General features: G+C 47.2%; 17 protein-coding genes, 3 pseudogenes and 1 riboswitch. Of the genes and pseudogenes, 13 read left to right on the top strand and 7 right to left on the bottom strand.

Features of this window, described 5'->3' with window-relative positions; genetic code table 11:
- Positions 1-32: 32 nt before the first annotated feature.
- Together MKY62_RS02615 and MKY62_RS02620 are read left to right on the top strand one after the other, a co-directional pair.
- On the top strand, positions 33-1754 hold the full coding sequence (locus MKY62_RS02615; RefSeq protein ID WP_003179063.1) for a pyruvate oxidase: 1722 nt from the start codon (positions 33-35) through the stop codon (positions 1752-1754).
- Between the two features lie 179 nt (positions 1755-1933).
- Positions 1934-2500: pseudogene (locus tag MKY62_RS02620) on the top strand (lytic polysaccharide monooxygenase); the annotation flags it as partial.
- A gap of 131 nt (positions 2501-2631) precedes the next feature.
- On the opposite strand, the gene MKY62_RS02625 reads toward MKY62_RS02620, so the two are convergent.
- The 5 genes from MKY62_RS02625 to aspA form a co-directional block, all read right to left on the bottom strand.
- Entirely contained in the window at positions 2632-2883 is a 252-nt protein-coding gene (locus tag MKY62_RS02625; RefSeq protein WP_003179067.1) for a hypothetical protein, read from the bottom strand.
- Positions 2884-2954: 71 nt separating this feature from the next.
- Positions 2955-3506, bottom strand: coding sequence for a GNAT family protein (locus tag MKY62_RS02630; RefSeq protein ID WP_003179069.1), 552 nt, complete (start codon positions 3504-3506; stop codon positions 2955-2957).
- Positions 3507-3560: 54 nt separating this feature from the next.
- A complete protein-coding gene (locus tag MKY62_RS02635) occupies positions 3561-4841 on the bottom strand; it encodes an Nramp family divalent metal transporter (protein WP_003179070.1) in 1281 nt (426 codons plus the stop codon).
- 182 nt (positions 4842-5023) lie between these two features.
- Positions 5024-5272, bottom strand: a complete 249-nt coding sequence (locus MKY62_RS02640) for a GlsB/YeaQ/YmgE family stress response membrane protein (RefSeq protein WP_003179074.1) — start codon at positions 5270-5272, stop codon at positions 5024-5026.
- Between the two features lie 95 nt (positions 5273-5367).
- A complete protein-coding gene (gene aspA / locus MKY62_RS02645) occupies positions 5368-6789 on the bottom strand; it encodes an aspartate ammonia-lyase (protein WP_003179075.1) in 1422 nt (473 codons plus the stop codon).
- Positions 6790-7097: 308 nt separating this feature from the next.
- Between aspA and MKY62_RS02650 the strand changes: the two genes are divergently transcribed.
- Positions 7098-8282, top strand: coding sequence for a macrolide family glycosyltransferase (locus tag MKY62_RS02650; protein ID WP_025805955.1), 1185 nt, complete (start codon positions 7098-7100; stop codon positions 8280-8282).
- 25 nt (positions 8283-8307) lie between these two features.
- Here the strand turns inward: MKY62_RS02650 and MKY62_RS02655 are convergent, their stop codons facing one another.
- A complete protein-coding gene (locus MKY62_RS02655) occupies positions 8308-8754 on the bottom strand; it encodes a DUF2188 domain-containing protein (protein ID WP_016886461.1) in 447 nt (148 codons plus the stop codon).
- 118 nt (positions 8755-8872) lie between these two features.
- Here MKY62_RS02655 and MKY62_RS02660 point away from each other — a divergent pair, with 118 nt between their 5' ends.
- A complete protein-coding gene (locus tag MKY62_RS02660; protein ID WP_003179078.1) occupies positions 8873-9697 on the top strand; it encodes an EcsC family protein in 825 nt (274 codons plus the stop codon).
- 39 nt (positions 9698-9736) lie between these two features.
- On the opposite strand, the gene MKY62_RS02665 is transcribed toward MKY62_RS02660, so the two are convergent.
- The gene (locus MKY62_RS02665; protein ID WP_016885172.1) at positions 9737-11026 is read right to left on the bottom strand and encodes a Na+/H+ antiporter NhaC family protein; all 1290 of its coding nucleotides are present in this window, start codon (positions 11024-11026) and stop codon (positions 9737-9739) included.
- A 128-nt stretch (positions 11027-11154) separates the two neighbouring features.
- Between MKY62_RS02665 and MKY62_RS02670 the strand changes: the two are divergent.
- The 9 genes and pseudogenes from MKY62_RS02670 to MKY62_RS02710 form a co-directional block, all read left to right on the top strand.
- Positions 11155-11472 (top strand): annotated as a pseudogene (locus MKY62_RS02670) (cupin domain-containing protein); the annotation flags it as partial.
- Positions 11473-11505: 33 nt separating this feature from the next.
- A pseudogene (locus tag MKY62_RS02675) lies at positions 11506-11871 on the top strand (YdbC family protein); the annotation flags it as partial.
- A 74-nt stretch (positions 11872-11945) separates the two neighbouring features.
- Positions 11946-12386 (top strand): glucose starvation-inducible protein GsiB, encoded by a 441-nt coding sequence (gene gsiB / locus MKY62_RS02680; protein ID WP_016885174.1) that lies wholly within the window; start codon positions 11946-11948, stop codon positions 12384-12386.
- 221 nt (positions 12387-12607) lie between these two features.
- The gene (locus MKY62_RS02685; protein WP_003179087.1) at positions 12608-13648 is read left to right on the top strand and encodes an AI-2E family transporter; all 1041 of its coding nucleotides are present in this window, start codon (positions 12608-12610) and stop codon (positions 13646-13648) included.
- A gap of 71 nt (positions 13649-13719) precedes the next feature.
- Positions 13720-13861, top strand: a riboswitch (cyclic di-AMP (ydaO/yuaA leader).
- A 74-nt stretch (positions 13862-13935) separates the two neighbouring features.
- On the top strand, positions 13936-15180 hold the full coding sequence (locus tag MKY62_RS02690) for a dicarboxylate/amino acid:cation symporter (RefSeq protein ID WP_003179089.1): 1245 nt from the start codon (positions 13936-13938) through the stop codon (positions 15178-15180).
- A gap of 69 nt (positions 15181-15249) precedes the next feature.
- Positions 15250-16176 carry an ABC transporter ATP-binding protein gene (locus tag MKY62_RS02695; protein ID WP_003179091.1) on the top strand — a complete coding sequence of 309 codons (927 nt, stop codon included), beginning with the start codon at positions 15250-15252 and terminating at the stop codon, positions 16174-16176.
- The gene (locus tag MKY62_RS02700; protein WP_016886460.1) at positions 16169-16936 is read left to right on the top strand and encodes an ABC transporter permease; all 768 of its coding nucleotides are present in this window, start codon (positions 16169-16171) and stop codon (positions 16934-16936) included. The genes MKY62_RS02695 and MKY62_RS02700 overlap by 8 nt, the downstream gene beginning before the upstream one ends.
- A gap of 117 nt (positions 16937-17053) precedes the next feature.
- Entirely contained in the window at positions 17054-17392 is a 339-nt protein-coding gene (locus MKY62_RS02705; RefSeq protein ID WP_009330142.1) for a hypothetical protein, read from the top strand.
- Positions 17393-17516: 124 nt separating this feature from the next.
- On the top strand, positions 17517-18665 hold the full coding sequence (locus tag MKY62_RS02710) for an acyl-CoA dehydrogenase family protein (protein WP_003179097.1): 1149 nt from the start codon (positions 17517-17519) through the stop codon (positions 18663-18665).
- The last annotated feature ends 58 nt before the right edge of the window (positions 18666-18723 follow it).

Below are 18723 nucleotides of genomic sequence, written 5' to 3' on the forward strand. Positions count from 1 at the left end.
GGAGGTATGGAAAAAACAAAGGAGGACGTGATATGGCAAACAAAACCGCAGGAAAAATAGCTGCAGAACTGCTGAAGGAATGGAACATTGATCATGTTTACGGCATGCCGGGCGACAGCGTCAACGAATTTATCGATGAATTGCGGCATGAAGAAAACAGCCTCCGCTTCATTCAAGTGCGTCATGAAGAAACCGCTGCTCTCGCTGCCGCAGCCGATGCAAAGCTGACAGGCAAAATCGGCGTCTGCCTTTCGATAGCGGGCCCGGGCGCCGTTCATCTGCTGAACGGCTTGTATGATGCGAAAGCTGACGGGGCGCCTGTGCTTGCGATTACAGGACAGGTGTCTTCGGATGAAATCGGGAGAGATTATTTTCAGGAGATCGGTCTTGAACGAATGTTTGAGGATGTGGCTCTCTTTAATCAGCAGGTGCATTCGGCTGAAGCCCTGCCAGATCTTTTGAATCAGGCGATCCGTACCGCATACAGCCAAAAAGGGGCCGCCGTTCTGAGCGTATCCGATGATCTGTTTGCAGAAAAGATTAAGCGGAAGCCGGTTTATACGTCTGCGCTTTATATCGAAGGCGATCTTGAACCGAAGAAAAGCCAGCTGATGCAGTGTGCACAATTGATTAACCAGGCAAAAAAACCGGTGATTTTAGCGGGACGGGGAATGAAATCGGCGAGAGACGAGCTGCTCGAGTTTGCAGATAAAGCGGCCGCTCCGATCATTGTCACACTCCCAGCGAAAGGGGTCGTACCTGATCGGCACCCGCATATGCTCGGGAACCTCGGACACATCGGCACAAAGCCTGCATATGAAGCGATGGAGGAAAGCGATCTGTTGATCATGCTGGGGACTTCATTTCCGTACCGCGATTATCTGCCGGAAGATGCCCCGGCTATTCAGCTTGACAACAATCCGGCGAAAATCGGCAAACGGTATCCTGTCACCGCCGGCCTTGTCTGCGATGCGAAAAAAGGGCTTTTTGAACTGACGAAAACAATTGAACGGAAATCGAACCGCGCATTTTTGGAAAGCTGTATACAACATATGAGGAAGTGGCGTTATGAAGTTGAAAAAGACGAACAGGTAGCGACAGAGCCGCTGAAGCCTCAGCAGGTGATTGCAAGACTTGAGGACGCGGTCGCAGATGATGCGGTTCTGTCCGTTGACGTCGGAAATGTGACGGTTTGGACGGCGCGCCATTTTAATATGACCAATCAGGATTTTTTGATATCAAGCTGGCTTGGCACGATGGGATGCGGTCTTCCAGGCGCGATTTCTGCAAAGCTTTCCCATCCGGAACGCCAGGTTGTAGCCGTGTGCGGAGACGGCGGTTTCAGCATGTCTATGCACGATTTTCCGACTGCTGTCAAATACGAACTGCCCATTGTTGTTGTGATTTTAAATAATCAGAACTTGGGAATGATTCAATATGAACAGCAGGAAAAAGGGCATGTTAATTATGCGACGGCGCTCGAAAACGTCGATTATGCCAAGTTTGCCGAAGCCTGCGGCGGGAAGGGCTTCAGCGTGACAAAGCACGAAGAGCTTATTCCTGCTTTGAAAAGCGCCTTTCATTCACAAAAGCCGTCGATTATCGATGTGGCAATTGAAGACGAACCGCCTCTTCCGGGAAAAATATCCTATACACAAGCTGTAAACTACAGCAAATATATGATCAAAAAACTAGTTGAGAAAAAAGAGCTCGACTTGCCGCCGCTGAAAAAAAGTTTAAAAAGGATTTTTTAGTATGATGCCAAGGGAGATCGTCCCTTGGCTTTATAACGGTCAGATGTTAAAATTGAATGGGTAATATTGGAATGGCCGCGTATGTTTTCTTTTTGCATCAAAACCCGTCTCAACACTGTGAAAAGAGAGGGGATTGTAACGTGTATCGTTTGCCAAAAACCACCTTCAGCACCGTTTTCATATTAGCAGCCGGATTGCTGTGGATGTCCATCGTTCCTCAGCAGGCCTTCGCTCATGGTTTTATCGAAAAACCGGGGAGCAGAGCGGCTCTGTGCAGTGAGGCTTTCGGATTTCTCAATCTGAATTGTGGAAGCGTGATGTATGAGCCGCAAAGCCTGGAAGCGAAAAAAGGGTTTCCGCATAGCGGCCCGGCAGATGGACAAATTGCATCCGCAGGCGGGCTGTTCGGCGGAATTCTTGATCAGCAGTCGGAAAATCGCTGGTTTAAACATATCATGACCGGCGGAGAACACACCTTTACCTGGACATATACCGCCCCCCACAATACGAGCCAATGGCACTACTATATCACCAAAAAAGGCTGGGATCCTGACAAACCGCTTAAGCGCGCAGACTTTGAACTGATTGGCGCCGTTCCGCATGACGGTTCCCCTGCATCTCGCAATTTATCTCACCACATTTATATTCCTGAAGACCGCCTCGGGTATCATGTCATACTTGCCGTTTGGGATGTGGCTGATACTGAAAACGCTTTCTATCAAGTGATTGATGTTGATCTAGTGAACAAATAAAGCCTGGACTTTTCTTGATCTGTTTGGAAAACCGATTTGTGAATCAGCGGGTTTTGGTGCAAACAGAGAAAATAAGCGATCAAAAACCCCGGCTCTCCAAAACATGCCGGGGTTTTTGAGATTCGTTATTTCTTTTTCTTCATTGCGGCAGCCATAAACGGCAGCAGGGTGCCGAACAGCATCGTACCGCCGAAGAAATTCCCGAGGTAAGGCTGTCCGATCAAGTAGCAGACGGCAAATACAGCCGCAGCAAGAACGATCATGATGTAGCCTGGATAAAACCTTTTTTTAAAACTTGTCCGCTGGGTAACCCGGAAAAATATCAGCCCGATGACGAGCGGGACAATCCATAGATAAAACAGTATAAATACTTTCATGTTCAAAACTCCATATTTTTTAATCTATCATACCAGATTGCGGCGTAAAATGCGTGTGACAAATCCCGGACTCATTTGCTGCGGGCCTCATATTCCTCTTTCAGAAGCCCGTATACGAAATGGTCGGCGAAGTGGTCGTGGAGCCACTCGCATTGTCTGAGGCAGCCTTCTTTCGTGAAGCCGAGCCTTTCCGGAATGGCCTGGCTTTTTACGTTTTGAACAGCGGCCCTGATTTCAATCCGGTTTAAATCGTATTCGCTGAAAAGCGTATCGATCAGCGCCCGGCAGGCATCCGTCATCATTCCTTTTCCTTGAAAAGGCTCCCCGAGCCAATAGCCGATCGAAGTCGTGCGGTTGATCCAGTTAATGTAATGGAGTCCGATGATTCCGGCAAATTGGCCTTGATGCCATATTCCCGCTTGAAACCCGTTGTTTGCAGCGGCCTGTTTCATGCTTTCTTCGATAAAAGCTTCGGTATCTTCCAGCTGCTTTGTGCCGTCCACCCAAAACAGCCATTTCCGCAACACATCTTTAGACTGTTGGATCTGCATATAAACGGCCCTGGCATCTTTTGGTTCGAGCATTTTTAAATACAGATCATCACGTACCATTAATTTAAACATCCAGAATCCCCCTTTTTCTCAGTATAATATAAAAAAGCCGACCGAGGCCGACTTTTAACCAGAAAATGTATCGTAAATCAGGAAAATATTGAGGGCGACGATTAAGGCAGCGATCAGCCATGAGACGGCTGTTATCCACTTTGCATTTTTCAGGCTCCCCATAATGCGTTTATTGCTCGTAAATAAGATAAGCGGGATAAGGGCAAAGGCGATGCCGAATGACAGGACGACCTGGCTCAAGACAAGAGCGGTTGTCGGATTCACCCCTGAAGCAATAATAGCGATCGGCGGCAAAATCGTAATGAACCGTCTTAAATAAAGCGGAATCCTGAAATTAATGAAGCCCTGCATGATAATATCTCCTGAAAGCGTTCCGACAGACGAACTTGATAAACCGGCTGTTAACAGGCCGACGCCGAACAATACGGCGGAAAGCGGACTGACCATGCTGCTGAAGTGGCTGAAGGCCACATCAAGGTCTTCGACGAAAATGCCGTTCTTATAAAACAGTGCAGCGGCTACGATCAGCATGCTCGCATTGATTGCTCCGGCAATCAGCATGGCGATCAAAATGTCGATGAACTCAAAGCGGAATATCTTTTTCTTTTCCGCTTCCGTTTTTCCGACCACTCTTCGCTGTGTGAGAGCGGAATGAAGATAGATGGCATGCGGCATCACCGTCGCTCCCAAGATTCCCGCCGCCAGCAGGATGCTGTCAGCACCATCGAAGCGGGGGACAAACATGCCCTCCAAAACCGATCCGATATCAGGTTTTGCAAAAAACGTTTGAAAGGCAAATGCGATCACGACGATGAAAAGCATTCCTGTTATCGCCGCTTCAAGCGGTCTGACGCCGCGCCTTTGCAGTTCCAAAATGGCGAAAGATCCGGCGGCAGCAATAATCGATGCTTCAAGCATCGGTATGCCGAACAGCAAGTAGAGCCCGAGAGCAGCTCCGATAAATTCGGCCAAGTCCGTCGCGATCACGACAAGCTCTCCCTGAATCCACAAGCCGATGGAGACCGGTTTGGGGAATTCTTCCCGGGCGACTTCGGGCAGGTTTTTACCCGTTGCAATTCCCAGTTTGGCTGACAATGACTGAATCAGCAAAGCCATAATATTTGAAAAAAGGATTACCCATAAAAGCAAGTAGCCGTATTTCGAACCAGCCGCGATATTTGTGGCGAAATTGCCTGGATCAATATAGGCTATAGCCGCGATAAACGCCGGACCCAAAAAAGGGAGCAGCCTTTTGAAGCCTTTGCTTTTTCCATCCAGTGCATCTTGGGCTTCTTTTGATATTTGCGAGTGTTTGGACAAATCGTGACTGACCATTTTATTCACCTATATTCTCAGTTGTTTTTCCTTGTACATAAAAGTTTCCTTAGTGCAAATTTATATCATCATCATATGCCCGCAATGATCAATTGTCAACCATAAGATGCTATAGTATATGCGAGAATGGTTTCGGCCAAACAAAAAAACCAGCACCGCTTTCGGGCGATGCTGGCTGGAAGTTATGCTTGAGAACCCATTCTTCCGCGGAAGATCAGGTTTAAAATGAAGACGAGAATTGCGGCTCCGATAATCGCCGGAAAGATGGCGAATCCCGCAATATCAGGCCCCCACGTACCAAACAGCCCGTGGCCGATCCAAGCTCCGATAAAGCCGATGACCATGGAGCCCGGTGCACCGTGGCCTCCGATTGCACCTCCGATTAATCCGATGACAATGGCTACGATTAAAGAAACGAGAAATCCTAACATTGTCTTTCCACCCTCTTTCAATTGATTTATATTAAATGTTTAGCCCGTCTCGGGCGTCTATAAACGCTTGAAAGCATATTGAGAAAGACGGATGGCTATTCCTCGAGAAGCGAAGCGCCTGCGATGCCCGGATGCGTCATTTCATAAGGATCCAGAATGAGATCCAATTCTTCCTCTGTTAAAACATCATGGAGCAAACACAGCTCGCGCACTGATCGTCCTGTGGCGATCGCTTCTTTCGCAATTCGTGCGGCGGCTTCATAGCCAAGGTGCGGATTGACAGCCGTAATGGTCCCTACGCTTTTTTCAACGAATTCCTTCAGCCTGATCTCATTCGCTTCAATCCCGGTGATGCAGTAATCGGTAAATACGCGAAATCCGTTGTTCATGATTTTAATCGACTGCAGCAAATTAAAGACAAGCACGGGCTCCATCACGTTTAACTCAAGCTGACCCGCCTCTGATGCAAGGCAGATGGTATTATCGTTGCCGATCACCTGAAATGCGATCTGGTTCATCAGCTCAGGCATCACCGGATTTACTTTGCCGGGCATGATGGAGGAGCCGGGCTGGCGGGGCGGCAGCCGGATCTCGGCTAGACCTGCCCTCGGGCCAGACGCCATTAAACGTAAATCGTTGGCGATCTTGGACATGTTCATCATGCCGACTTTCAAAGCAGCCGATACTTCTGTGTAGGCATCCGTGTTTTGTGTGGCATCGACAAGATGGTCTGCGCCGGTCAGCTGATAGCCGCTAATATCTGAGAGGTGCGCGACAACGTTTTGAATATATCTCGGATCGGCGTTCAAACCTGTGCCGACGGCCGTGGCCCCCATATTGACTTCATAGAGATGATGCTGCGACTGCCTGATCCGCTGAATATCGCGTTCGATCACCCGGGAGTAGGCTTCGAATTCCTGGCCGAGCCTGATCGGGACGGCATCCTGAAGATGGGTGCGGCCCATTTTAATGACTGAATCGAATTCCGCCGCTTTTTTGCGGAAGGCATCCAACATATGCTCCATCGTCGATAAGAGCCGTTTTAAGTGATTCAATGTGGCCAGATGAATGGCTGTCGGAAACACATCATTCGTTGATTGGGCCATATTGACATGTGTGTTCGGACTTAAATGGAAGTAATCCCCTTTTTCTTTCCCTAAAAGTTCTAAACCTCTGTTTGCGATAACTTCATTCGTATTCATATTCATTGAAGTGCCGGCGCCGCCTTGAATGGGATCGACAATAAAATGCTCGTGCCAGAGCCCTTCCGCTATTTCGCCGGCAGCTTTTACGATGACTTCGCCAAGCTCTTTATATAAACGTTTAATATCCATGTTGGCGAGAGCCGCCGCTTTTTTGACCATTGCCAAAGCTTTAATCAGCTCTTCATCAATCTGATAGCCTGTAATCGGAAAGTTCTCCACGGCTCTCATGGTTTGTACGCCGTAATAGGCGTCAACGGGAACTTCTTTTTCACCTAGAAAATCCTTCTCGATCCTGGTTGCTTTCGTATCCATGGCAAAACCTCCGTAGGTTGTTTCTTATGATGTATTGTGCCTCGATCCGCCATGTTTTAATTTGCTTTTAAAAAAAGGAAAATCGTCTTCCGACATGGGGCTGTCAAGTAATAAAAAGCCTGTTTTATCTAATGACATACGCTCATTTGCATGCCAAAAAAATTTAAAGGAAAGATATGAAGAAACAGACAAATGGTCAAATAATTATGTTTATTTATTATTAACTTAATTAAATTTCTTTACTTCATTTATCTATTTGTAGTAAATTTCCTTATATAAAATTTTCGTATGAGAAAGGAAGATCTATGATGGGACATGTACTGATGATTAATTTCCCGGGGGAAGGGCACATCAATCCTTCTATCGGCGTCACAAAGGAGCTGCAAAGGCGAGGGGAAAGCATCGTATATTATGCAGTTGAGGAATACGCTGAAAAAATTAAAAAAACAGGCGCAGAAGTCCGTTTATACCCGGATTTCAGAGAGGTTCTATCACCCGGGAAGAAAAAAGAAAAGATGGACTTTGCCGAAGTGGTTTACAATATGTCAAGTAAAGTCAATGAGATCGTTCAGTTCATCTACCGGGAAGTCAAGAGTGAATCTTATGATTATGTGATATATGACCATCACTTCTTAGCGGGGAAAATTATTGCTGAAATGCTTGAGCTGCCGAGCGTTTCGTTATGCACGACATTTGCAATGGACGAGCAGTTTGCAAAAACGTTTACCCCGCAAGGCGACCTTGAAAGCTCGCCTTATTTTGAAAAATTGAAAGGATCCCTCGGCGAATTAAGTGAGCGGTATCCTTTCAGTCTCGACAAGCCGTTTGACGTATTCTCCTGTCCGGGGGATATCACGATTGTCTTTACTTCCAGAGCGTTTCAGCCTCATGCCGAACGATTTGGAAGTGACTATTTGTTTGTAGGGCCGTCGATTGCGAGCAGGCAGGATCCGGGAAGCTTCCCGTTCGCCGAGCTGGAGGGGGAAACCGTCATCGTGATCTCGATGGGCACGATCTTCAATCAGCAAAAAGAGCTGTATCATATGTGTATCGAAGCGCTGAAAGACTTTGACGGCAAGGTGGTCATGTCTGTCGGGAAATCAACGGATCCTAGGGATCTCGGCAGCATACCGGATCATTTTATCGTGAGGCCGTATATCCCGCAATTGGAGGTTTTGAAACAAGCTGATGTATTTGTCACACACGGCGGTATGAACAGTACAAATGAAGGCCTTTACTTTGATACACCGCTCATCGTCATCCCGATGGGGGCAGACCAGTTTTTCGTCGCTGATCAGGTGGAACGTACAGGCGCCGGGATCAAGCTGGACAAAAATGAACTTTCCCCGGCTGTTTTACAAAAAACGATTAAAGATATGCTTGAAAACCGCTCCTATAAAGACGACGCCGCCAAAATCGGCCGCTCGCTCCGCAATGCCGGCGGCTATCAAAAAGCAGCGGATGCCGTATTGGAGTTGGCGGGGAGAAAGTAAGACGCTCCAAAAACGGAGCGTCTCGCTAGTTCATCCTGATCTTCCGCTCAACACTGCCGTCTTTTTTATGGACGACGACGGCGGTTCCTTTATTTTCGGCGATTTCTTTCGCCCGTTCGACGGCTTCTGCTTTTGTATCCTTTACTTCGCTGGCCCGCTTGGCGTCTTCGGCTTTGACTGCCCAGCCTTTTTCATGTTTGATGACATGCTCGCACTTTTCCGCAAGCTCCGGCCTGCTGCTCGAACCGCTGTCACCGCGTTCTGTTTCATCGGCTTTTTCTGCATAGGATGTAAGCTCGCTTTTGCTCCTGTTATCCGCCCATTCCTTCGCCTGACTCGTCGCAATCGGAATTGCCCGGCTTTCGTCGTATCCTTCGTCAACCATCGCATTCGCAATTTCAATGGCTTTCTTTTTCACCGGTTTGTCCAAATGTTTCAATGAAGCAGGATAGTCTTCCATTGACCATGGCATTTGGCCATTCCTCCTTTTTCATAAAGTTTTACCCGCTGGATGCCGATCAAAAAACACGGATTCATCAGATGAATCATTGTATACTATAAAAAAACACAAATGAGAGGGCGAACCTTCCGTGCGCTACGACAAAACAGATTTGGAAAACGAACTGAAAAAAATTGAAAAATGGGAAAAGGAACAGCAGAAAGCATGGTTTTGGGAAAGGATCGGCCGGCTGCCGTTCAAAGTTCTGGACAAGCTTACGCCGGCATTCATTCAAGATAAAATCGGCCTGCTGCTAGACGAAATCGGCGGCTTTATTCAAAATGGAGGCCAATATTTGACGTCCGAAAAGCATCTGATCCGCCAGTTTCAAAAAAAGCTGCCAGATGAAACGATCGAAACGATTGAAGATATTCAATGGGCTCCTTTGGAAGTGATGGATCAAATATGTGAAAATCTCGGGAAAAACAGGGCGAATACCGCAGCAGTCCAAGGAGCGACAACCGGTGTGGGCGGCTTGTTCACGCTTGCCGTCGATATTCCCGCAATCCTCGGCCTTTCTTTAAAGACATTGCAGGACATCGCGGTATCTTACGGCTACGATCCTAAAGAAAAAACGGAGCGGATGTTTATTATTAAATGTCTGCAGCTCAGCGCTGCTGATATTGTCGGGAAAAGGGCGATCATTCAGGAACTCAGCCGATACCATCAACCATCAGGCTCCCGTGAAAATATGATTTCGCAAATTCAAGGCTGGCGGGAAGTTGTTTATACATACCGCGATTCTTTCGGATGGAAAAAGCTGTTTCAAATGGTGCCAGTAGCAGGAATCCTTTTTGGTGCAATCTCAAATCGTTCGATGGTGAACGGTGTTGCCGAAACAGGGATGATGATGTATAAAAAGCGGCGCATCATGGAAAGGCTTGCGGAGCTGGACGCGACAGAAACAGAGGGATAAAAAGGCTGCCGTTTGATAACGGCAGCCTTTCTTATAGAGTTACGCTTTTTCTGTAAAGCGAGGCAGTCTGAAGATAATCGCGCAAATGCCGCAGACGCCGATTAAAATCGGATAAAAAGAATAAGGAAGGATGCTGACAGGCGATATTTTCGCGATTTGTGCAGCTGACAGCATTTGTGCACCGTAAGGAATCAATCCTTGAACCGCACAGGAAAAAATATCAAGGATGCTCGCCGATTTCCTGTTGTCGATTCCGTACCTGTCAGATAAATCTTTTGCCAGCGACCCCGCTGTAATGATGGCAATCGTATTGTTGGCCGTCGCCAGGTTTGCCGCGCTGACAAGGCCGGCAATGCCCGCTTCAGCTCCTTTTTTTGAACGGATTCTCCGCGATACAAATTGAAGGAGAAACGCGATCCCGCCGTTTCGCTTCATCATTTCCGCCATTCCGCCAATCAGAAGCGATAAAATGATCAGTTCAGACATCCCGCCGATGCCTTCGGTTATCGCCGTCAAATACGTATGAAGCGTCAGGCTTCCGTCGGAAATTCCGATTACCCCGGCTAATACGATGCCGCCGAAAATAACGGCCATAACATTAAATCCGAGAAGGGCAAATATCAGAACCCCGAGATACGGCAGCACCTTCACCCAGCTGTAAGTCCCGGCTTGTGCTCCGGGATGCCCTCCGGCTGAGAACACCATCAGCAGAATGACCGTGGCAACCGCGGCAGGCAGAACGATCAGGAAATTCGTTTTAAACTTGTCCGACATTTTCGTCTTTTGAGTGCGGACAGCGGCAATGGTCGTATCGGAAATAAATGATAAGTTATCGCCGAACATCGCGCCCCCCACAACCGCAGCAACCGAATATGCCGCCGGAACGCCGATTTCAGCGCTAATCCCCGCTGCGATCGGAGCGAGCGCAGCAATCGTTCCGGTTGACGTGCCCATCGACACAGAGATAAACGCAGCGATGATAAATAAACCGGCAACCATAAACTGCCCCGGTACAAATGAAAGCGCGAGATTAACGGTTGATTCGACGGCCCCCATCGCCTTTGCGGCTGATGAAAACGCTCCGGCCAAAATAAAGATCATCACCATGATCATTATGTCGGGGTGCCCGGCGCCCTTCGCAAACCACTCCGTCTTTTGGCTGAGCTTCTCCTTCCTGTTCATCGCCAGTGAGACAACCGATGCCGCAAGCGCCGCGGCCACGATTGGCAGGCTGTAAAAGTCGCCTGTGATCAAGCCTGATCCAACGAATAAACAAACAAATAAAAACAGCGGCAAAAGCCCTGAGGCTTTTCCGTTTTGATTTTGCATGATGTACACCTCTTCTGTAGGTTCAAACCGTTTTTTCACCAATATCCAACACTTTAAAAGGCGCACGCGCAAAAGTCAAATGGTAAAATAAGTTCTGGAGAAAATCAAATCAAAAGCGGGGGAAGCCGATGGATCGCAAAACGAATCTTCTTGAATTGACAAAGGAAGTCGCAGAAAAGCACGCCAATTTTCTTGTTTCGGAAGTGAACGACCATTGTATGCGAATTGCCGTTTTGGAGGGCGAATACGTATGGCATATCCATCCCGGCTCAGATGAACCGTTTATTGTTTTGGAAGGGGAGCTGTTGATCGATTTTCAGGATCGCCCCACAGAAGTTCTGAAAGCGAATGATTCCCTGCTGATTCCGAAAGGCGTCATTCACCGGACACGCGCTGGTGTCAGGTCGGTTAACCTTTGTATAGAAAAAACTAATGCGGAAACCGTCCCGTTCGCGGAAGGGAATGTGCTGAAGCTGATACGGTGCAAATCAGCCGAACAAAAGCTTCAAGCATTCAGCGAGGCGCAGGCCAAATGGGCTCCGCTGCAAAACGTCAGCGGATTCATCAGGCAGTGGGGCGGATGGATGGAAACAGAAGACGGGCCGGAAGCCGTCGTCCTGGTGCTTTGGAAATCGAAGCACGATTATTTGAACTTTATGGCGGAACATCATGATGAGATATATGAAAGAACGCATCAGAAAGGCACATTCGAATCCATCAACATTACGCTGTTTGAAGATCCTGCCGAGATATCTGAAACGCTGCAGAACAATACGCCGGCTCCGGTACCGGAATGGACGGTAATGGGCAGCGGACGATTGCGCGATCCACACTCTCTTTCGTGAATGTGCTATTTGTGTTTACTCTTTTTGAAATGTGGAATGTAAAAACCATAACACTTCAAAAGGAGGAATCAAAAATGGCAAACAATAATGACGACAACAAAATGAGCAGGGAAGAAGCAGGCAGAAAAGGCGGAGAAAAAACAAGCCAAAACCATGATAAAGAATTCTACCAAGAGATCGGTCAAAAAGGCGGAGAAGCTACAAGCCAAAACCATGACAAAGAATTCTACCAGGAAATCGGCGAAAAAGGCGGGGAAGCCACAAGCCGCAACCATGACAAAGAGTTCTACCAGGAAATCGGCGAAAAAGGCGGGGAAGCCACAAGCCGCAACCATGACAAAGAGTTCTACCAGGAAATCGGCGAAAAAGGCGGAGAAGCCACAAGCCGCAACCATGATAAAGAATTCTACCAAGAAATCGGTGAAAAGGGCGGAGAAGCCACAAGCCGCAACCATGACAAGGAGTTCTATCAAGAAAACGGCGAAAAAGGCGGACGCCAAAGAAGAAGCGGTTAATGTGCGGTGAAGAGAGGGGCTGACAAACAGCCCCTCTCTTTTTATGAAGATGCCTGCCGCTGCCGCTTGAACGCCCATATTAAATTATTATAAATTATTGATCTTCTGAAGAGATTTCCGGTCTGTTTTGTTATATAATTTACAGATGATGCATCAAATTGTAGTTATAAAAGTTTGAATGCTAAAAGTTAAGGACTAAAGTACTGGTGGGAGTGTACCGAATGGCAGCGTTGATTAAATTTTTTCAGCATCCTGGGGTCAGGCGTTTTTCAGTTTTTGTTGTATTGGCGGGGGTTTTATATCTGTTCCGCAGCATGATGAATCTCATATTGCTCACATTTATCTTTACGTTTTTGATGAACCGTCTGGAAAATGTGATCCGCGGTTTTTTAAACCGCTTTATTAAAGTCAGCCAGAGACTGATTATTTCTTGTTTGTATGCGGCTCTTGCCATCGCGCTTTCGATCGGCGGTGTGGTCTATTACCCCGTAATCGTCACCCAGATTCAGCAGCTGATCAAACAAGGAAAGCATATCGCTTCTCACCCTGACAGCATTCCTTTTCTCGATATGATCACCGGTATGTTCGGCGATATCAATTTGACATCCTATTTGGAAAAGGGTCTTAACTTTATCTATACATATATCACGGATATCAGCACGTTTGGCCTGCAGGTGGTTATGTCATTGGTTCTCAGCATGTTCTTATTGATCGAAAAAGACAAAGTCATGAGCTTAATGGATAAATTTAAGACGAGCAAAATAGCTATTTTCTACGAGGAAATTGCTTACTTTGGGAAAAAATTCACGAGAACGTTCGGCAAGGTGCTTGAGGCTCAGTTTATTATCGCCACCATCAATTGCGCACTGACGACCATTGCCCTCGCCATTATGGGTTTTCCTCAGCTTTTCGGCCTTGCCGTCATGGTGTTTTTCCTCGGGCTGGTTCCGGTCGCAGGCGTTGTGCTCTCCCTTATTCCGTTAAGCATTATCGCCTACAGCATCGGCGGAATCGCTTATATCGTATCACTGGTATTGGTCATCATGATCGTCCATGCGATAGAGGCCTATTTCCTCAATCCGAAATTGATGTCCGCAAAGACGGAGCTGCCGATTTTCTTCACGTTTATCGTGCTGATTTTTTCTGAACATTTTATTGGGATTTGGGGTTTAATTATCGGTATTCCAATATTTGTTTTCCTGCTTGATATACTTGATGTTACAAATCAGGAGAAAAACCGAACAGCAGGCACACGAAAATAGCATATATTTGTAAATCGAAAAATTCGGTTTACATATTTCGAATTTTCAGGTATAACTGTTATATAACGAAATAGCGCCACACGTTTAATCCTTTAGTAGGAGTGGGGGACCCGATCATTTGGGGTGAATTTTTCTGTTCCCGTGCGAACCGAAAGACGGACATCTCTTCGTCCGAACCCGTCAGCTAACCTCATCAACGTGAAGAGAGTCATGTGGAACCAATTTTAATGGTAAAAGCCCGTGGGAGATCTCTCATGGGCTTTTTTTAGAAAGGGGAGATATGTTATATGAAGTTAGCAACAAAAATTATTATCGCTCTATTGCTCGGTGCAGTCGTCGGTATTATACTGAACGTCACTTCACCGGATTTATTCAGCAAGCTTAATACATTTTTATTCGGGCCGCTCGGCACGATCTTCCTTAACTTAATCAAGATGCTCGTTGTACCGATTGTTTTCTTTTCTCTGACTTTAGGGGTAGCAGGACTTGGAGATCCAAAGAAATTGGGCAGAATCGGTGCCAAAACGATTTCTTTCTTTTTAATAACTACTGCAATTGCCATTATTATCGGACTTGTTTTAGCGTTGGTCATCAAACCTGGAACGATCGGAACATATGATACAAGCGCTGCGGAATATTCAGCCCAGAAAGCGCCAAGCATTTCTGACACGCTTTTGAATATCATTCCGACAAACCCGGTTCAGGCAATGGCTGAAGGAAATATGCTGCAAATCATTGCTTTCTCCATTTTGGTCGGTCTCGGAATTACGATGCTGGGCAAAAAAGCGGACGCTCTTCTCAAAGTGGTTGAACAGGGTAACGATCTGATGATGTACCTGGTCAATCTTGTCATGAAGTTCGCGCCGTACGGTACGTTCGGCTTGATTGCCGGGGCAATCGGAAGCCAGGGCTGGGACGCCATTAAAGCAATGGGGCTTTATATGATCGTCGTTATTCTGGCGCTGTTCATTCATACCATCGTCACATACGGCGCAGCGATTGCGCTTCTGGCAAAGCGGAACCCGCTCACATTCTTTAAAGATTTTTCAGAGGTTATGCTTGTTGCCTTCAGTACGTCCAGCAGCAACGCGACGCTTCCGGTTTCGATGGATGTCGCTCAAAGAAAGCTGAAAGTTCCAGAGCCAATCTCAAGCTTTGTCCAGCCGCTCGGAGCTACGATCAACATGGACGGAACGGCGATCATGCAAGGGGTGGCAACAGTCTTTATCGCTCAGGTGTACGGCAATGACCTGTCGCTCACACAGCTGTTGATGGTTGTTCTCACGGCAGTGCTTGCCAGCATCGGAACAGCGGGTGTTCCGGGTGTCGGACTCATTATGCTCGCCATGGTTCTTCAAACAGTTGGCCTTCCAGTTGAGGGAATTGCGCTAATATTGGGAATTGACCGACTTCTGGACATGATTCGTACGGCTGTCAATACAACAGGCGATGCAGCATGTGCGGTCATCGTCACCGAGACGGAAAAGAAACACGGCAAAATCGAAGCCCCTCATAGTGAAGTGTCCGTGTAACTTAAGAAATGATATAATCAAACAGTGCCTTTTCGGCACTGTTTATTTTTTTGGAAAGAGGAGGGGGCTATGACAAAGCAGCCTGTTTTACATATAGAAAATGTTGATAAAATCATAGACGGCAAAACGATATTGAAAGATATCCGCTTAACGGCGGATGAAGGGGAGATCATCGGTCTGCTTGGTCCGAACGGATCAGGAAAAACGACCCTCATCAAATTGATCACCGGTTTAATCAAAATGAAGAGCGGATCAATTGTCATAAACGGCTTTCCGATTGACCGCCAATTTGAAAAAGCGATCCAGTCCGTCGGAGCCATTGTAGAAAATCCTGAATTCTATCCGTATCTGACAGGCTATGAAAATCTGAAGCACTATGCAAATATGCACGCTGGAATCGGACGGGAAAGACTGGAGGAAGTCATCAGCAGAGTCGGCCTTGAAGATGCCGCAGAAGACAAGGTCAAAACATACTCGCTTGGAATGAAACAGCGCCTCGGTATTGCCCAGGCGATTCTTCACCGGCCAAAACTGCTGATTTTGGACGAGCCGACGAACGGATTGGACCCGGCGGGAATGAAAGATTTCCGCGAACACTTGCGTGAACTCGCCGAAGAAGAAGGAACGGCGATCCTGTTTGCGACTCACTTGCTGAAGGAAGTGGAAGATTTATGCGACCGGGTCGTCATCCTTCAAAAAGGGAAAATCAAATCAACTGTCGTCCTTAATCAAGCGGACGAGAAACAGGAAAAGGCGATGCTGGAGGTACAGCCTCATGACAAAGCGCTTCAGTGGCTGAAAGACCAAGGATACGAAGCTCGCACCGAAAAAGGCCTGCTTGCCGTAAAGGTGGAGAAAGCGCAAATTCCGGCTTTAAATCAACAGCTTGTCGCCAATGATATTGACGTCTATTCGATCGCTCCGTTTAAGCAGTCTCTTGAGGATGAATATATGGCGCGGACGAATGGAATAGAAGAGAGGAATGCTGATGTTTAAACTGATTCAAAACGAGCATGTTAAATTGCTGAAGCGCAAAGTAACATTTGTATCGCTGGCGCTGATTGTAGTCTTTCAATTTCTCCTCGCGCTCATCACCAAAAGAATCCTGATGGGCGCCGGGGCAGAGGATCATTTTATCGGCTATTTTTCATTCACCCCAAACCTGAATATCCTCTTGCAGGGGCTTTCGATTGTGGTGGCGGCTTCAATTATATCCTTTGAATATGATAAAAAGACGATCAAGTTTTTGCTGATCCGCCCTGTCAGAAGAGAAAAGATTCTCGTTTCTAAATACGTGACGAGCGTGCTCGCAAGCATTTGGCTTTTTATTATTTACTACGGATTTTCTATATTGTTCGGCCTGCTCTTTTTCGGCGTGAAGCTCGACGAAAAAGCGGAGCCGCTCTTTATCAATACGGTGAAAATGATCGGGACGCAGTGGTTTGAAGTATGGATGATGGTTTCATTTGCGTTTTTATGCTCGGCATTATTCAAAAGCAGCGCGCTCAGCATCATGGTGTCGATTGTCGTGCTGTCCGGCGCCAAAATGCTTGTGACGATTATGGCGTATTTGGAAAAGCCGCTCGGCAAGTTTTTATTGTTCGCCAATACCGATTTAACGCAGTACGCCGGAGAGGCAAAGCCGCTTTTTGCCGGGATGACGCCTTTATTCTCGCTCTTCATCGTCTTTATCCATCTCGTGTTTTTTCTCGGAACGGCATGGTGGGGCTTTTGCAAACGCGATATGAAGGTATAAATAATTGTCCAAAGTGTGACAAAAGGAATGACATTTTTGTGAAATATGTCGTAATTACCGTGTGAATCTCCTATTCTCAATTATAATTTTAGGAAGGGAATGGGGGATGAGACATCTATGAAAAAGTTTATTACGGCGTTGCCGATTGTATTGCTGCTGTCATTTTCATTTGTTTCTTTTGCCTTTAACTTTGATCATCTCGTATATTTTAGACTTGCGCTCGGACTATTTTCGCTTGCAGGTTTGTTTCTGTTATATAAATTGAAAAACGGCGTCCGCCTCTTTATGGCATACCTTTATGGAAGCTGGATCGTGCTGGCCGGAATCGCCGCATATGAAGAACCGCTTTTTTCCGATTTCTTCTTCGGCGGCCTCACGATCACGATGGGCTACTTAACCTACATGCTGATTTATCTCGGTATGAAGGTTGACCGCCGCGGCGGTCAAGCCGTTTAGTCAAAAGCGCACCTCGCTGAAGGTGGGCCTTTTTGTTTTGCCAAGGCTATCATTTGCACAACGAGCCGAGAACGAACTATAATACTTATTAAATCTATCGGAATTTGGTCAGGAGGATGCCGGCGTGTGTTCAATATTTGTGAAAACGGAAAGGCAGCAGGAATGGCTCGATAAAATCGGAAAATTGGCGGATGAATTTGAGAAAACAGCAGCGTACTATGACGAACATGCACAATTTCCCGCAGAACATATTCAAAAGCTGCGGGATTCAGGCTACACAGCGCTGACGGTCGGAAAAGATTACGGAGGAGAAGGCATTTCGCTCTACGATATGCTTTTGTTTCAGGAACGGCTTGCCAAAGGAGACGGACCGACGGCTCTCAGCATCGGCTGGCACTTAAGCGTGATGGGGGAACTGGCGGAGGGAAACAGCTGGGACCGGGATGTGTTTTCATCGCTTTCCCATGAAGCATTAAAGGGCGCGCTGATCAACAGAGCGGCAAGTGAAGCGCAGACAGGCAGCCCGACAAGAGGAGGACGCCCCGGAACCCATGCAGTCAAAAAGAACGGCGGCTGGATTGTAAACGGCCGTAAAACATTCACAACGATGTCTCCGGTTCTCGACTATTTTCTTGTCACCGCTTGGATTGAAGAGAAGCAAATGATCGGCGTTTTCTTGATCCATAAAGATGCGGAAGGCTTGGCAATAGAAGAAACGTGGGATATGGCGGCGATGAGGGGCACGGGAAGCCACGATTTGGTGCTGACCGATGTCCGTCTGGACGAATCCATGCTTGTTGAACTGTTGGCTGGTAAAAGAACCGATAAAATCAACGGCTGGCTGCTTCATATACCGGCTGTCTATTTAGGGATCGCACAAGCAGCGAGAGACTATGCTGTCCAATTTGCAAAAGACTATCAGCCGAACAGCTTGAAAGGTCCGATCAAAGAGGTGCCCGCTGTTCAGCGCCATATCGGCGAAATCGATCTGGAACTCATGAAAGCCCGCCACTTTATGTATCATGTTGCAGAGCTTTATGATGATCCGGAGCGCCGCGCCCTTTTGACAGGTGAGCTTGGAGCGGTTAAGCACACGGTAACGAATACGGCCATTGCTGTCGTAGACAAGGCGATGAGAGTCGTCGGAGCGAAAAGTCTCGCAAGAACGAACCCGCTCCAAAGATTCTACCGCGATGTCCGGGCGGGCCTCCACAACCCGCCGATGGATGATGCGACAATCGCCAAGCTTGCAGGAATTGCATTCAGCGAATAGTTTTGTCATTCTTTAAGCTTTAGCGGGGTGTCGATCCGCTAAAAGAAGCCGTTCAAAA

This window comes from Bacillus sp. FSL R7-0646, from assembly GCF_037969865.1.
Classification (GTDB): domain Bacteria; phylum Bacillota; class Bacilli; order Bacillales; family Bacillaceae; genus Bacillus; species Bacillus licheniformis.

Bases quoted from the DNA above. Each gene is read 5' to 3' on its own strand.
- MKY62_RS02615 (WP_003179063.1), top strand. From the start codon at position 33: ATGGCAAACAAAACCGCAGGAAAAATAGCTGCAGAACTGCTGAAGGAA.
- MKY62_RS02625 (WP_003179067.1), bottom strand. From the start codon at position 2,883: ATGAAAGTATTTATACTGTTTTATCTATGGATTGTCCCGCTCGTCATC.
- MKY62_RS02630 (WP_003179069.1), bottom strand. From the start codon at position 3,506: ATGTTTAAATTAATGGTACGTGATGATCTGTATTTAAAAATGCTCGAA.
- MKY62_RS02635 (WP_003179070.1), bottom strand. From the start codon at position 4,841: ATGGTCAGTCACGATTTGTCCAAACACTCGCAAATATCAAAAGAAGCC.
- MKY62_RS02640 (WP_003179074.1), bottom strand. From the start codon at position 5,272: ATGTTAGGATTTCTCGTTTCTTTAATCGTAGCCATTGTCATCGGATTA.
- aspA (WP_003179075.1), bottom strand. From the start codon at position 6,789: ATGGATACGAAAGCAACCAGGATCGAGAAGGATTTTCTAGGTGAAAAA.
- MKY62_RS02650 (WP_025805955.1), top strand. From the start codon at position 7,098: ATGGGACATGTACTGATGATTAATTTCCCGGGGGAAGGGCACATCAAT.
- MKY62_RS02655 (WP_016886461.1), bottom strand. From the start codon at position 8,754: ATGCCATGGTCAATGGAAGACTATCCTGCTTCATTGAAACATTTGGAC.
- MKY62_RS02665 (WP_016885172.1), bottom strand. From the start codon at position 11,026: ATGCAAAATCAAAACGGAAAAGCCTCAGGGCTTTTGCCGCTGTTTTTA.
- gsiB (WP_016885174.1), top strand. From the start codon at position 11,946: ATGGCAAACAATAATGACGACAACAAAATGAGCAGGGAAGAAGCAGGC.
- MKY62_RS02685 (WP_003179087.1), top strand. From the start codon at position 12,608: ATGGCAGCGTTGATTAAATTTTTTCAGCATCCTGGGGTCAGGCGTTTT.
- MKY62_RS02690 (WP_003179089.1), top strand. From the start codon at position 13,936: ATGAAGTTAGCAACAAAAATTATTATCGCTCTATTGCTCGGTGCAGTC.
- MKY62_RS02695 (WP_003179091.1), top strand. From the start codon at position 15,250: ATGACAAAGCAGCCTGTTTTACATATAGAAAATGTTGATAAAATCATA.
- MKY62_RS02700 (WP_016886460.1), top strand. From the start codon at position 16,169: ATGTTTAAACTGATTCAAAACGAGCATGTTAAATTGCTGAAGCGCAAA.
- MKY62_RS02705 (WP_009330142.1), top strand. From the start codon at position 17,054: ATGAAAAAGTTTATTACGGCGTTGCCGATTGTATTGCTGCTGTCATTT.